Source organism: Pigmentiphaga sp. (genome assembly GCF_019689535.1).
Lineage (GTDB): Bacteria > Pseudomonadota > Gammaproteobacteria > Burkholderiales > Burkholderiaceae_B > Pigmentiphaga.
This window is the reverse complement of sequence record NZ_JADGHH010000093.1, coordinates 1-13419: the sequence shown is the minus strand read 5'-3', so window position 1 is coordinate 13419 and position 13419 is coordinate 1. Positions and strand designations below refer to the sequence as shown.

13 protein-coding genes are annotated in these 13419 nt (G+C 68.4%); 3 read left to right on the top strand and 10 right to left on the bottom strand.

Annotation, left to right across the window (positions count from 1 at the left end):
* Window positions 1–164: 164 nt before the first annotated feature.
* Together IRZ12_RS09835 and IRZ12_RS09830 are read right to left on the bottom strand one after the other, a co-directional pair.
* Window positions 165–908: a GntR family transcriptional regulator gene (locus IRZ12_RS09835; RefSeq protein WP_296467856.1), complete on the bottom strand. Its 744-nt coding sequence runs from the start codon at window positions 906–908 to the stop codon at window positions 165–167.
* Between the two features lie 41 nt (window positions 909–949).
* Complete coding sequence (locus IRZ12_RS09830; RefSeq protein WP_296467854.1) at window positions 950–1762, bottom strand: helix-turn-helix domain-containing protein; 813 nt, start codon at window positions 1760–1762, stop codon at window positions 950–952.
* Window positions 1763–1873: 111 nt separating this feature from the next.
* Between IRZ12_RS09830 and IRZ12_RS09825 the strand changes: the two genes are divergently transcribed.
* From IRZ12_RS09825 to IRZ12_RS09815, 3 genes are read left to right on the top strand one after another with little or no spacing between them, the layout of a single operon-like run.
* Window positions 1874–4771: a CocE/NonD family hydrolase gene (locus tag IRZ12_RS09825; protein WP_296467852.1), complete on the top strand. Its 2898-nt coding sequence runs from the start codon at window positions 1874–1876 to the stop codon at window positions 4769–4771.
* The gene (locus IRZ12_RS09820) at window positions 4768–5523 is read left to right on the top strand and encodes an aspartate/glutamate racemase family protein (RefSeq protein WP_296467850.1); all 756 of its coding nucleotides are present in this window, start codon (window positions 4768–4770) and stop codon (window positions 5521–5523) included. The genes IRZ12_RS09825 and IRZ12_RS09820 overlap by 4 nt, the downstream gene beginning before the upstream one ends.
* Window positions 5505–6878, top strand: coding sequence for an amidohydrolase family protein (locus tag IRZ12_RS09815; protein WP_296467849.1), 1374 nt, complete (start codon window positions 5505–5507; stop codon window positions 6876–6878). The genes IRZ12_RS09820 and IRZ12_RS09815 overlap by 19 nt, the downstream gene beginning before the upstream one ends.
* Before the next feature lie 55 nt (window positions 6879–6933).
* Here the strand turns inward: IRZ12_RS09815 and IRZ12_RS09810 are convergent, their stop codons facing one another.
* The 8 genes from IRZ12_RS09810 to galU form a co-directional block, all read right to left on the bottom strand.
* Window positions 6934–7320 (bottom strand): type II toxin-antitoxin system VapC family toxin, encoded by a 387-nt coding sequence (locus IRZ12_RS09810; protein ID WP_087780604.1) that lies wholly within the window; start codon window positions 7318–7320, stop codon window positions 6934–6936.
* On the bottom strand, window positions 7317–7565 hold the full coding sequence (locus tag IRZ12_RS09805) for a type II toxin-antitoxin system Phd/YefM family antitoxin (protein WP_087780605.1): 249 nt from the start codon (window positions 7563–7565) through the stop codon (window positions 7317–7319). The genes IRZ12_RS09810 and IRZ12_RS09805 overlap by 4 nt, the downstream gene beginning before the upstream one ends.
* A gap of 86 nt (window positions 7566–7651) precedes the next feature.
* On the bottom strand, window positions 7652–8656 hold the full coding sequence (gene rfbB / locus IRZ12_RS09800; RefSeq protein ID WP_296467857.1) for a dTDP-glucose 4,6-dehydratase: 1005 nt from the start codon (window positions 8654–8656) through the stop codon (window positions 7652–7654).
* Window positions 8653–9534: a dTDP-4-dehydrorhamnose reductase gene (gene rfbD, locus IRZ12_RS09795; RefSeq protein WP_296467842.1), complete on the bottom strand. Its 882-nt coding sequence runs from the start codon at window positions 9532–9534 to the stop codon at window positions 8653–8655. Before rfbD ends, rfbB begins: the two co-directional genes overlap by 4 nt.
* Window positions 9531–10100, bottom strand: a complete 570-nt coding sequence (gene rfbC, locus IRZ12_RS09790) for a dTDP-4-dehydrorhamnose 3,5-epimerase (protein WP_296467840.1) — start codon at window positions 10098–10100, stop codon at window positions 9531–9533. The genes rfbD and rfbC overlap by 4 nt, the downstream gene beginning before the upstream one ends.
* 23 nt (window positions 10101–10123) lie before the next feature.
* Entirely contained in the window at window positions 10124–10945 is an 822-nt protein-coding gene (locus IRZ12_RS09785; protein WP_296467838.1) for a symmetrical bis(5'-nucleosyl)-tetraphosphatase, read from the bottom strand.
* A gap of 7 nt (window positions 10946–10952) precedes the next feature.
* Window positions 10953–12131: an LPS export ABC transporter permease LptG gene (gene lptG, locus IRZ12_RS09780; protein WP_296467836.1), complete on the bottom strand. Its 1179-nt coding sequence runs from the start codon at window positions 12129–12131 to the stop codon at window positions 10953–10955.
* A gap of 153 nt (window positions 12132–12284) precedes the next feature.
* Window positions 12285–13124, bottom strand: coding sequence for a UTP--glucose-1-phosphate uridylyltransferase GalU (gene galU / locus IRZ12_RS09775; RefSeq protein WP_296467833.1), 840 nt, complete (start codon window positions 13122–13124; stop codon window positions 12285–12287).
* Window positions 13125–13419 lie beyond the last annotated feature (295 nt).

Sequence of the window (13419 nt, the reverse complement as noted above, 5' to 3'; positions counted from 1 at the left end):
AAGTGGGGTCATGGGAAACCCATAGGCGGCAGCAGGCCGCGGGGGCTGAGAGTGATTGGGGGGAGGGTCGGTTCTTGAACCGGCCAAGACCGGGTTAAGAACCAAAATTCCCGACACAATCGATCCACACACCCAATGCCTAGCCGTATCGCTGGAAAAGCACCCTAGCGCCCTGGCCGCTCCCGCTCGGCCCATTGGTCCAGGTAGCGCGTCTGCAGCCGCTTCAGGTAGCTCGTCATTTCCTTCACCGCGGCATCCGCATCGCGCTTGCGCAAGTGCTTCATCAGGCGGTCCCGCGCCGGTTCGGTGAACGCGTTCTCGCTCGGCCCGATGCGTTCGATGAACAAGCCCATCACTTCCATCACGCCCGCCATGGTGCCTTCGATGATGGGATTGCGCGTGGCCCGGGCCAGGATCAGGTGGAATTCCCGGTGCAGCTTCTGCCGGATGTCGAAGCGGTCCTCGGCAATGGCGCGGCGCGCGGCCTGGATGTTCTCGTCCAGCGCCTTCAGGTCTTCCTCGGTGGCCCGCTCGCACGCCACCCGCACCACGATCTCGCTCAGCCAGATCCGCGCCTCGGTCAACTGCTGCGGAGAAATCGCGCCCAGGTGATAGAGATTGCTCAAGCTGTCGACGATGGCATCCGAGCTGCCATGAAGAATATAGGCGCCGCCGGTGGCGCCCTTGCGCATCTCCAGGATGCCCGCGCGTTCGAGCGTACGCAGCGCTTCGCGCAAGGTATTGCGGCTCACGTTCAGCCGCGCGGCCAGTTCGCGTTCGGAAGGCAGGCGGTCGCCCGGCTTGAGCCGGCCCTGCGCGACCATGTCGCGTATCTGTGTTTCGATCTCGTCGACGGCGCGGGGCGCGGCGATGGCGGCGAACTCGACCGCGGCGGTGGGAGATTTCATGAAGAAAGGGATTGGGTCAGTGGCCCAAGCATTCTACCTGCTCATCCCGCAGGCATCGCCTGCAGGCTGTCCACGAAATGCTCCGGCACCGCGTGTTCCAGGCTGAACGCGTGCAGCCCGCGCGCAACCGGGCTGCGCCACCCATAGGGGAAGCGCGCGGTGGGCCCGAGGGCGGTAAGCACGCCCCAGAAGCGGCGGTCCGCGTCGAACAGGGGAGTCGAGATCGCGCTGACCCGATGCAGGTAATTGCGGCCCCTGGCCAGGCGCCGCTTTCGGACCTCGGCCACGAGTTCCTGCAGGCTCCAGCGATTCAGCTGCGGGCCGACTTCGGCGCGCCGGCGCGGCCATTCCCGTTCGAGCAGGGGCCGCACTTCGGCCTGCGGCGCGAAGGCGAGGCAGACGTGTCCCGAGGCCGTGCTCAGCAGCGGCAGTACCGCGCCCAGCCGGTAGGTCAGCGCCAGCGTATCGGGGCTGTCCTTGACCCACACCGCGTGCGGGCCGCTGCCGGTCCAGCGCAGGATGCTGAGCGTCTCGCGCAATCCCCCGTGCAGCTGCTGCAGCGCCGCCACGAACTCGGCCGACTGCCGGGTGTAGTGCCCCGCCGCGGCATGGCGCGCGGCCAGCAGGGCCGGCCCCGGCGTGACCAGGCGCGTGCGCAGGTCGCGGTGCAGCAGCCGCGCCGCCGTCAGCGAATTCAGGTAGCGGTGCGCCAGGCCGGGATCGAGCGCCAGCGCGCCCGCGATCTCGCTCAGCGAGAGCCCCTGCGGATGCGCGCAGACCTCGGCCAGGATGGCGGCCGCCTTCTCCACGGCGCCGATGGTGCGCCGCGCGGGGGCATGCGAGTTTTTGACCATGGTGCAAATTATGGCAAGAGTTCCGCTTGGCTGTCGAAGCCGCGTTGCGGCCGTCCAATACTTTTTTTGCTCCGGCAGGCAATCCGCCCGATGCCGGCGAGGGAGACGGAAATGGTGAACGAGGAACGCGCTTTCGATCCTGCGCGGCGACGCGTGGTCAAACTTGCCGCGGCCGTGCCGGCGCTCTGGCTGGCGGGCTGTGGCGGCGGGGACGGCAAGGACGACGGCGATGGCGGCGACGGCGACCGCGAGGTGCGCCGCCTGTCCAGCTTCTACCTCGAGACACGGGACGGCACGCGTATCGCGGCGGACCTGTGGCTGCCGGACGCGGCGCGCACGGCGCGCATCGGCACGGTGGTCATGCTCACGCGCTACGTGCGTTCCACCGGACCCGGCTCGCCCCGGCCCGAGGACGATCCGAACTACGCCTATGCGCAGCGCTTCCTCGAGGCCGGACTGGCGTGGATGTATGTCGATGCGCGCGGCACCGGCGCCTCTTTCGGGGCCCGCGGCGGCGAGCAGACGTCGGCCGAGATCGAGGACTTCGGCGACATCTTCGACTGGATCGCGGCGCAGCCCTGGTCGAACGGCCGCTGCGCCACTACCGGCGTTTCCTATCCTGGCGGCAATGCCGAGCTCGCGGTGCGGCTGGGCAATCCCCATCTCGTCGCGGCCGCGCCCATGTTCAGCTACTACGACGTCTATGAGCATCTGTCCATGCCGGGCGGCCTGTATTCGCGCGGCTTCATGGACCTGTGGCGCGACTACGTGGCGGCGCTGGACCGGGTCGACGGCGCGATCTGCAAGCTGGGGGAAAGCATGGGCGTGTCCGATTGCGATGCCTTCGCCGAATCCTTCCCGCCGGTCAAGCCGGTGGATGGCCCGGAAGGCGCCGCGCTGCTCGCCGCCGCCCAGCGCGAGCACCAGGGCAACGTCAGCTTTCCCGGCACGGTCGATGCGCGCGGCCTGCTATTCCGCGACGACGCGCTGGGCGAGGTCGCGTGGCGCAACATGTCGTCGCGCACGTATCTGGATGCCCTGCAGGCGCGGAACGTGCCCTACCACGTGCGCGCCTCGTGGCTGGACGGCGGGTCGGCCGATGGCGCGCTGGCCCGTTTCGTGACGCAGCGCAATCCGCAGGACGTGTACATCGGCGCAACCAGCCATGGCGGCGACTACGGCAGCGACCCCTTCGGCGCCGCCGATGCGCCGCCCGATCCGCCGGCGCAGGAACAAGACCGCCTGCTGATGGCGTTCTTCCAGCGCCATCTGGCCACCGACGCGGCGGCGCCCGAGCCGGCCAGGCGGCTGCATTACGTGACACTGGGCGAACCGGGCGTGTGGCGCAGCACCGAGACCTGGCCGCCCGCGGGCGGCACGCCGACGCGGCTGCACCTGGGAAGCGGCGCGGTCCTGTCGCCCGATGCGCCCGCCGATGCCGCCGATACGGTCGTCGTGCAGGATCCCGACGCCAATACCGGCACCCGCGCGCGGTGGGATACGGTGGGCAACGGCGAACGCGTGCGCGTGGACCGCTCGGGTTCGAGCGGGCTGACCCGCTTCGTCAGCGCGCCCTTCGCGGCCGACGGCCGCATCACGGGCCACCTGCAATTGCAGCTCGAACTGACCGCCGGCCGCGGCGACGGCACGCTGATCGCCTACCTCGAGGCCATCGATCCGCAAGGCGGCGTCACCTACGTCACCGAAGGCAACCTGCGGCTGATCCACCGCCGCCGCGCCGCGGCCGAGCCGCCCGGCCGGCCGCTGCGCATCCCGCGCAGCTTCGCGCGGGCCGACGCCTTGCCGCCGGTGCCGGGCGAGCGTTTCATCTTGCAGCTCTACCTGCTGCCCACCTCGGTGCGCATACCCGCCGGCCACCGGCTGGCGCTCTGCCTGGCCGACCGCGACACCACGCATTTCGACGACTACGCCGGCGCCGACGCGCCGCCGCTGGTGGTGCACACCGGCGGCGCCGCGGGCTCATGGCTCGACTTTCTGCCTCTATTGACCATGTCCACCCTGCCTGGAAACCCCATCATGCGTTCCCTACGTCTCCTTCTTGCGCTGGCCGCGTTCGCCTGCGCGCCGGCCGCCTTCGCCCAGGCCTATCCGTCCAAGCCGGTGCGCATCATCGTGCCTTATCCCGCCGGCGGCCCGGTGGATGCGCTCGCCCGGCGGCTGGCCGAATCGCTGCGCACCCAGACCGGACAGCCCTTCCTGGTCGACAACCGCGGCGGCGCCAGCGGCAGCCTGGGCGCCGACGCGGTCGCCAAGGCTGCGCCCGACGGCCATACCCTGCTGCTGACCATTCCCGATCCGCTGATCAACGCGGCCTCCACGCTGCGCCAGCTGCCTTACGATCCGCACAAGGATTTCGCCTTCATCACCCAGGTCGCCACGACCGGCGTGGTGCTGATGGCCAATCCCGACCTCAAGGCCCGTTCCCTGTCCGACTTGGAGCGCGCCGGCCGCGCGCACGCCTCGGGCCTGTCGTTCGGATCCTGGGGGCCGGGTTCACTGCCGCACGTCATCGGCCAGGCCATGGTGCAGAAAAGCGGCGTGAACTTCGTGCACGTTCCCTATCGCGGCGCGGCGCCGGCGCTGCAGGACCTGCTGGGCGGCCAGATCGGGTTCGCCTTCGGGCCGGCGAACCTCGCCGCCCAATATGCCCAGAAAGGGCAGGTGAGCGTGATCGCCGTGACCGGCAAGCGCCGCTCGTCGCTGCTGCCCGAGGTACCCACCTTCGCCGAACAGAGATACGGCACGCCGCCCTTCCTGCTCACCGCCTGGATGGGCCTGCTGGCCCCCGCCGGCACGCCCGCGGCGATCATCGACACTCTGCATCGCCAGGTCGGCGCGGCGCTGAAGGATCCCGGCTTCCTGGGCTTTCTGGCTTCGCTGGGCGCCGAACCCGTGGGCAGCACCGCGGCGCAGTTCAGGCAGGACTTCGAACGCGAGTTCCCGCTGGTCAACCAGCTCATCCAGAGCACGGGGCTGACGCCCGAATGACGCGAGCATCCTCCTGCGCCCGGGCGCCCCGCCGCATCGGCCTCATCGGCGGCATAGGCTGGCCCTCCACGCGCGACTATTACGAACGATTGAACCGCCTCGTCGGCGAACGGCGCGGCGGCCTGGCCAGCGCCGACCTGGCGCTGCGCTCGCTCGATTTCGCCCAGGTCTACGCCGCGGCCGATACGCCGGGCCGCGTCGAAGCCATCATGCGGCAGGCGGCCGACGACTTGCATGCCGCCGGCGCGCGGGTGCTGGGCGTCTGCTCCAACACCGGCCATCTGTTCTGCGGCGAGCTGCGCGCATCCACCGCCATGCGCTTCGTGCCCGTGGACGCCGCGCTGGCCCACCATCTGCGCGCCCATGGCGTGACCGACGCATGGCTGCTCGGCGTGCGGCGCACCCTCGTGCATCCCATGTTCCACGACACATTGAACGCGGCCGGCATCCGCACCCGCATTCCCTCCGAACCGGTCATGCAGCGCCTGGACGAAGCCATCTTCGGCGAGCTCGAACGCGGCGAGGCCGGCCCCCGCACCCTGGCCGTGCTCGACGAGATCGAAGCCGCATTCCGGGCCGAAGGCGCGCGCGACGTGGTGCTTGCCTGCACCGAACTGCCGCTCGCCATCGCGCGCCGCCCGCTGCCCTTCCGGCTGTGGGACACCGTACCGATTCACTGCCAAGCCCTGCTCGCCGCGGCAGAGGCCGATCCACCACAGGACGACGACGAGCCATGCAGCAGGCCGACCTGATCATCGAAGCCGGACACATCGCCACGGTGGACGCCACGCTCGGGCGCATCCGGGACGGCGCCGTGGCCGTCAAGGCCGGCCGTATCGCCGCGGTGGGCCCGCGCGAGGCCTTGCATGCCCGGTGGCGCGCCGGCCAGGTCCACCGCCATCCGCGGGCGCTCATGGTGCCGGGCCTGGTGGACGCGCACGTGCATCCCGGCCTGTTCTTCTTCGCCCGCCTCGCACCCGCGCCTACCCCCGAACGGCCGGGCCTGCTGGCCCGGGGAGGGCAGATCGAGCGTTTCCTGAACCTGCTGACCGGCGGCCTGCGCCTCGACCCCGGCCAGACCCGCATCGCCGCGCGCGCCAGCCTGCTGCGCGCGCTGGAATCCGGCGTGACCTACTTCAACGACGCCGCCGCGGGCGACACGGACGCGCTGGCCGAGGCCGCGCGCGAGACCGGCGTGCGCGGCGTCGTGACCTACGATTTCGGCGCCGACCTGGGCTTCGATCTCGGCCGCGATCCTCCCATGCCGGTGCGCATCGCCCAGGCGGACGCACTGCTCGCCCGCGCCGAGGCCATCGTCGCCCGCCACCACGGCCGCGATGGCATGCAGTGCTGGTACAACCTGCTGTGCGACCTCAACGCCAGCGACGAGCTGTACGTCGAAACGACCCGGCTGGCCCGGCGCGACGGCGTGGGCATCAACACCCATTCCTCGACGGTCCGGCGGCACGAAGAAGCCTCCCGGCGGCTCCACGGCCGCGACTCGGTTCGGCGCCTGCTCGACCTGGGCGTGCTCGGCCCGCACTGGATCGGCGCCCACATGGGCTTCGTTGCCGAAGACGACCTGCCGGCGCTGGCAGCCACCGGCGCGCACGTGGCGCATTGTCCTGCCACGTCCATGGGCTCGGGCAAGCAGATCATCGAGCGCGGCGCTATCCCCGCCATGCGCCGCGCCGGTGTGCCGGTCGCCCTGGGCACGGACTCCGCCCAGTGGCCCGACCTGCCGCAACAGATGTCCCTGGCCTACTACGCCCACAAGGAAGTCCTGGGCGACGACGCCGTATTCCCTCCGGACGAGGTGCTGGAAATGGCCACCCTGGCAGGCGCCAAGGCCTGCGCGCAAGAGGCCGAGCGCGGTTCCATCAGCCCCGGCAAGACCGCCGACCTGGTGCTGGTGGATACCGACAGCCCGCGCTTCGCGCCCTTCGCCGACCCGCTCCTGGCCTGGATGCGCAGCGGCGGCGTGGCGCCGCTGGACGTGTACGTGGAAGGACGGCTGCGCGTGCGCGGCGGGCAAGCGGTGGATCTGGATCGCGAGCGTTTCGTGCGGGAAGCGAGGGCGGCGGCGGAAGCGATCGTGCGGCGATAGCGTTCGGAGCGCTCCCTCTGCGAGGAATTTGCGGCGGCCTGACGCCTGGCAAGGATCAAATTTCGATGATCGTGTCGCTATAGCGTGCCACCAAGGCATCGTGCGTCATCAACCGCATCGGTTCGATCAGCGCTTGCGCGACGAGCAGCCGATCAAACGGGTCTTGGTGGTGAGCGGCCAAGTCCTCTACTGCGGCGGCATGTTCGGCCTCTATGGCGAGAAACCGATAACCGGCGTCGTTGAAGTAGCGTATTGCGTCCGGACTCGACACCGGCATGTGTCCACGGCCAAGGGAGTGCTTGATGGCAATTTCCCAGATGCTTGCCGCGCTGACCCAGACCGTTGTTCGGCTTGACTGGATCAAGTTGCGAGCATGTTGCGGCAACCGTGGGCTGTCTGTAATGGCCCACAATGCGACATGCGTATCCAGCAGCAAGTTCAAGGTTGTTCCCCTTCGAGGAACAAGCGTGCGATGTCATCGTTGTGAACGTCGATGTCGTCCGGTACCTCAAATTTGCCCTTGGCGACCCCGATCCTCCGGCCGACCGGCGTGGCATCTATCGGAACCAGCTTAGCGGCCGGCCGGCCGTTGCGCGCAATGATGATCTCTCGTTCTTGGCCTTGTTCAATTGCTTCGACCAGACGGGACAGCGAGGATTTAGCCTCCAGCATGTTGACCGCTTGCATGGATTCCTCCTAAGTATCAGTTTGGTCTAGTCTAGTCTAGTCTGGCTAACTCGGCTAGTCAAGCCTATATATCCAGACCCATTCCTCTATCTTTCCAGATACCACCGCACGGTCTTGCGGCTCGCTTCCTCAAACTGTTCCCGCGGCGACCATCCCAGTTCGTCGCGCATCTTGCCCGCGTTGATGGCATATCGCCAGTCATGGCCCGGCCGGTCGGCCACGAAGCGGATCAGCCGCCGGTGAGGCGCCCCCTCGGGATGGTATTCATCCATCAGCGCGCACAGCCGCTCCGCCACCTCGATGTTCGTGAGCTCGCAGCCGCCGCCGATGTTGTAGGTCTCCCCCGTCCGCCCCGCCCGCAGCACCCGGTCGATGCCGCGGCAGTGGTCGTCCACGTACAGCCAGTCGCGCGAGTTGCCGCCCGTGCCGAATACGGGAATAGGCGTGCCCGCGAGGCAGTTGCGGATGATGGTGGGAATGAATTTTTCGTCGTGCTGGTACGGGCCGTAGTTGTTCGAGCAATGCGTGGTGACGACGGGCAGGCCGTAGGTGCGGTGGTAGGCGCGCACCAAGTGGTCGGCCGCGGCCTTGCTCGCAGAGTAGGGCGAGTTGGGCGCGTAGGGCGAGGCTTCGGTGAAGGGCGGGTCGCCCGGGCCCAGGGAGCCGTACACCTCGTCGGTGGAGATGTGGTGGAAGCGCTTGCCCGCTGCAGGCCCGGGCCCGGCCAGCCATGCCTGGCGCGCGGCTTCCAGCAGCGTGAAGGTGCCGTCTACGTTGGTTCGCACGAAATCCCCCGGCCCGGTGATGGAACGGTCCACGTGGGTTTCGGCGGCGAAGTGCACGATGGTGTCGATCTCGTGTTCGCGCAGCAGGCGGCAGACCAAGCCGGCATCGCACACGTCCCCATGCACGAACAGGTGGCGGCCCGTGGCGTCGAACCGGGGCAGGATGGCCGGGTCCGCGGCGTAGGTCATGAGGTCCAGGTTCACCACGAACACGTCCGGATCGCGGTCGAGCAGGTGCGCGACGAAATTCGCACCGATGAACCCGGCCCCGCCGGTGATCAAGACCTTGCGCGGGTGATGGGTCACGCCGCCTGTTTCCATGTCGACAATACCTCTTTCAGTCCGGCGCGCCAGTCCGCGGGCGGCAGGCCAAGCAGCCCGGCGCCGCGCCGGCCGTCTAGCACGGAATAGGCCGGGCGCCGCGCGGCGCTGGGGTACTCCGCACTGGTAATGGGCGCGATGGAGGGTGCGTGATCGAGCAGCCCCTGGCGGCACGCTTCGGCCATGATGGCCTCGGCAAATGCATGCCAGCTCACCGCTTCGCCGCCCGGGTAATGATAGAGCCCCCACGGCAAGTCTTCGCCCGCCGTGATCCGGTCGGCCAGCTGCAGCAAGGCCTGCGCGATGTCGCCGGCATGGGTGGGGGTGCCGGTTTGGTCTGCCACCACGCGCAGCGGCGCGCCGGCCTGCGCCCGGCGCAGCAGCGTGCGCACGAAATTCTCGCCATGGGCGCCGAACACCCACGAGACCCGGAGGATCAAGTGGCGGGGGAGGGCGTCGCGCACCGCGGCTTCCCCTTCCAGCTTGCTGCGGCCGTACACGTTCAGCGGCGCCGGGGCATCGCCTTCGGCATAGGGCGTGCGCTGGGCGCCGTCGAACACGTAGCAGGTAGACAGGTGCAGCAGCGCAATGCCGCGCCGCGCGCAGGCGCGCGCCAGGTGGCCGGGGCCGTCGCGGTTGGCGGCGAAGGCGGGCCCGGGGGCCGCTTCCGCGCGGTCCACGGCGGTATAGGCCGCGGCGTTGATCACGAGCGTGGGGAGGTAGGCGTCCAGCGCCCGTTCGGTGGCCCCAGGGTCGGCGATGTTCCATTCCGCGCGGGGCAGCCCGACGAGGCGGCGCGCGCCGGCGCGCGCCGCGAGCTCCTGGCCGAGCTGGCCGCCCGCCCCGGAAACGAGGATGCTCATGCCGCGCCCCGGTAAACGGGCAGCCGCTCCGGCGCCAGCTCGGCCAGCCGGGGCTGCGCGGCATCCTTGGGGGAAAGCGTGAACGGAACATCCGTGCGGGGCCAGGCGATGCCGAGCTCCGGGTCGTCCCAGCGTATGCCGGCTTCCGCCTGCGGCGCGTAATAGGCCGTGCACCGGTAAACCACGACCGCCTCTTCCGAAAGCACGCAAAAACCGTGCGCAAAGCCGGGCGGAATCCACAGCTGGCGGTGGGCGTCGTCGTCCAATTCCGTGCCCGTCCAGGCCCCGAAGGTGGGCGAGCCGCGCCGCACATCCACCGCCACGTCGAAGACCTTGCCCCGCACCACGCGCACCAGCTTGCCCTGTTCCTGCGGCCATTGGAAATGCAGCCCGCGCAGCACACCGCGGCGCGAGGCCGATTGATTCTCCTGCACGAAATCGGCCTCGATGCCCGCCTCGGCCAGCCAGTTGGCGCGCCAGGTCTCCACGAAGTAGCCGCGCGCGTCGCGCCGCACTTCGGGCTCGAATAGCAGGACTTCCGGCAGGCGGGTCGGCAAGATCTTCATGGCAGACGGCATGGGGCGGGGCGTCAGCCCGGCACCCGGTATTGCGGGCAGCGCACCTGCACCACTTTATGGTCTTCCAGCCGGACCGCCGTCAACTGCCCACCCCACACGCAGCCCGTGTCCAGCGCGACCAACCCGGGCCGCTGCAGCAGGCCCAGCGTGGACCAATGCCCGAACACCACGGTAACCGAAGCCGTGGCGCGCCCCGGCACGTCGAACCAGGGCAGGTAGCCTTCCGGTGCATGGCCGGCCCCTTCCTTGGTTTCGAACTCCATCGTCCCTTCCGCCGTGCAAAAGCGCAGGCGCGTCAAGGCATTGACGATCACCCGCAGCCGGTCGGCGCCTTCGAGCCCGTCATCCCAGGCCGCAGGCTCGTTGCCGTACATCTGTGCCAAGAACTGGCGCCAATCGGGCCCGCGCAGCGCCGCCTGCACTTCGCCCGCCAAGGCGAGGGTTTGTTCGGCCGTCCACGCGGGCAGCACGCCGGCATGGACCAGCAGGTGCCCGTGCTCGAAATGCGCGAGCGGCCGCCGGCGCAGCCATTCCAGGATCTCGGCCGCATCCGGCGCGTCCAGGATCTCGCGCACGGTGTCGGACTTGCCGGGCGGGCGCACCCCGGCGGCCACGGCCAAGAGGTGCAGGTCGTGGTTACCCAGCACCGCCTGCGCGCGCTCGCCCAGCGCCATGACCCGCCGCATCGTGGCAAGCGAGGCCGGGCCGCGATTCACCAAGTCGCCGGCAAACCAGAAGCGGGCGCCGGCCTCGCCGGCGATCTCGGGGCGGGCGAGCAGGGCATCGAGCGAATCGCAGCAACCTTGCAGGTCGCCGATCATCCAGGTACTCATGGCCGGCTCACGCTGGGTCGTCTGCCGGCCGGCGCCAGCGCGCCCGCAGCAGGCTGCCGTATTCCATGTTCAGCATCGCGAGCAGCGCCAGGCCCAGCCCCAAGGCATTCGGGGCCACCGCCGTAAACCAGGCCGGCCAGCGATTGAGCATGCCCACGTTCAAGGCCAGCTGGTTCGCCATGAAGAAGGCCACCCCCAGCAGAATGCCGAGGAACACCTTCACGCCCACGCCACCACGGCGGGTCTGCATGAAACCGATGGGGGCGGCGATAGTAATCATCGCGAGCAGGGTGAAGGGGTAGATCAGCTTGCGCCAGATCGCCACGATCTGCCGGTCCGAGACCAGGTTATTGCGGTTCAAATACCCCACGTAATCCAGCAGGTCCGTAAACGCCATCCGCTCCGGGGTCAGCACGCGGGCTAGCAGCAGCTCGGCCGTGAGGGTGGTCGATACCGTGCGCTCGGCTTCGTGCGTCACCTTCACCGGCGGCTCCGTCGCGCGGCTGCCGGCCTGCAGCGCCGATTCCAGCGAAGGGTCGATGGTGGTGATGCTAACGTCCTGCAGCCGCAGCTCATTGGTCGCGAACGTGGCAGACTGGGCCTGCATGATCGTTGCCAGCCGCCTGTCCGGCGTGAAATCGTATAGCGTCACGTTCGAGGCACCGCCCCCGGGCCGCAAGGCCGCCACGTTAATGATGCGCTCGCCCGCCTGGGTGTCTTCCTTGAACCAATAGCCGCTGCGCAGCATCCCGGAAGAGCGGCCCCCCGCGCTGCCCGTGATCGCGAGCCGGGTCTCGTTCAGCTTCACCTCCGCCGCGGGCGTGAGCCACTCCGCCAGCACCAGGGCCAGCAGCATGACCGGCACCGACACCCACCACAGCATGCCCAGCATGCGCATGCCGCTCACGCCCGAGACGCGCAGGATAACCAGCTCGTGCCGCTGCGCCAGCGCCGCCAGCGCCAAGATCGCGCCGATCAGCAGGCCAATGGGCAGGATGTCGTAGATGCGGGTAGGAAGCGCAAGGAGTTCGAGGAACAGCAGGTGGTAGAGCTTGAAGCCATCGCGCCCGACCTGGTCAAGGTCGTCCACCACGGCAAAAAACGAAAACAAGCCGACCAGCGCCGCGAGGACGATGGACGACGAGCGGTAGATTTCAGAGGCCAGGTAACGGCGGGCAGTCTTCACGGCGTATGGGGAGGCATGCAGGCCGTTAGTGTAATGGAAGGGATGCGCGGCAGCCCGCCCCCAGCGGGCCGGGCGCACCTGCATGCACCGACCGGTGCCCGCGAGCCGCCGGGCTCCGGCTTACTGGCTTACTTATTGAGTATGGACGCTTAGTCAGACCTTGAAGCCGTGGTACTTCTGGCCCAGCGCCACCGTGGCTTCGAACAGGCCGGTCTTGCTGCCGCAGTCGTAGCGCGTGCCCTCGTAGCGGTGCGCGAACACCTTGCGCTTGGCCTTCATGAGCGCGGCAATGCCGTCGGTCAGCTGGATTTCGCCGCCGGCGCCCTTGCCTAAGGTGCGCAAGTGGTCGAAGATTTCCCCCTCGAGCACATAACGGCCCACCACGGCCAAGGTAGAAGGCGCTTCCTCGGGGGCGGGCTTTTCCACCATGTTGAGCACCTGGGCGGTGCGGCTCGTGTCGTCATGCGTGTCCACGATGCCGTACTTGGAGGTGTCTTCGCGCTTGACGTCCTGGACGCCCAGCACGCTGCCGTCGTTCGCCAGCGCCGCCTCCACCAGCTGCTTGGTCACCGGCACGTCCGCATCGATCAGGTCGTCGGCCAGCAGCACGGCAAAGGGCTCCCGGCCCACCACCGGCTCGGCGCACAGCACGGCGTGCCCCAGGCCCAGCGGCGCGGGCTGGCGGATATAAATGCAACTCACCGAGGGCGGCAAGATGTTCTTGACGGTGCGCAGCAGCTCCACCTTGTGCTTGGCCACGAGTTCGGCTTCCAGCTCGGGAATGGTGTCGAAGTGGTCCTCGATCGCGCGCTTGTTGCGGCCAGTGATGAACACCAGCGTCGTAATGCCGGCCGCCACCGCTTCCTCGACGGCGTACTGGATCAGGGGTTTGTCGATGACGGGCAGCATTTCCTTGGGCATGGCCTTGGTGGCCGGCAGAAAGCGCGTGCCCAGGCCGGCAACAGGGAACACGGCAGTGCGTACAGGTTTCATAAACGCAAACTCTTATGGTGAATCAATGGCAATGTTGCGACGATCTTACCTGACTTGATTCCGGCGGCTGGCTTTGTTTCGTCGCGACACAAAGCACGAATAAATGGAAAAACAAATCCGTAACTTTTGTTACAAACCTTGTAACCAAGATTATCATGGCGCGAACGTAAATCGCCGTGGCGGATGGGCCCCATCGGCCAAACGATGTAAAAAAAAAGTGTTATAGAAATTAAGGCCGATAGGGGCAGGCGGCGCTTTCATGGTATGTTTCCTCGCTTTTAACTCGTCCACGGAC

Coding starts and splice junctions, on each gene's coding strand:
- IRZ12_RS09835 (WP_296467856.1), bottom strand. CDS start 908: ATGAAATCTCCCACCGCCGCGGTCGAGTTCGCCGCCATCGCCGCGCCC.
- IRZ12_RS09830 (WP_296467854.1), bottom strand. CDS start 1,762: ATGGTCAAAAACTCGCATGCCCCCGCGCGGCGCACCATCGGCGCCGTG.
- IRZ12_RS09825 (WP_296467852.1), top strand. CDS start 1,874: ATGGTGAACGAGGAACGCGCTTTCGATCCTGCGCGGCGACGCGTGGTC.
- IRZ12_RS09820 (WP_296467850.1), top strand. CDS start 4,768: ATGACGCGAGCATCCTCCTGCGCCCGGGCGCCCCGCCGCATCGGCCTC.
- IRZ12_RS09815 (WP_296467849.1), top strand. CDS start 5,505: ATGCAGCAGGCCGACCTGATCATCGAAGCCGGACACATCGCCACGGTG.
- IRZ12_RS09805 (WP_087780605.1), bottom strand. CDS start 7,565: ATGCAAGCGGTCAACATGCTGGAGGCTAAATCCTCGCTGTCCCGTCTG.
- rfbD (WP_296467842.1), bottom strand. CDS start 9,534: ATGAGCATCCTCGTTTCCGGGGCGGGCGGCCAGCTCGGCCAGGAGCTC.
- rfbC (WP_296467840.1), bottom strand. CDS start 10,100: ATGAAGATCTTGCCGACCCGCCTGCCGGAAGTCCTGCTATTCGAGCCC.
- IRZ12_RS09785 (WP_296467838.1), bottom strand. CDS start 10,945: ATGAGTACCTGGATGATCGGCGACCTGCAAGGTTGCTGCGATTCGCTC.
- galU (WP_296467833.1), bottom strand. CDS start 13,124: ATGAAACCTGTACGCACTGCCGTGTTCCCTGTTGCCGGCCTGGGCACG.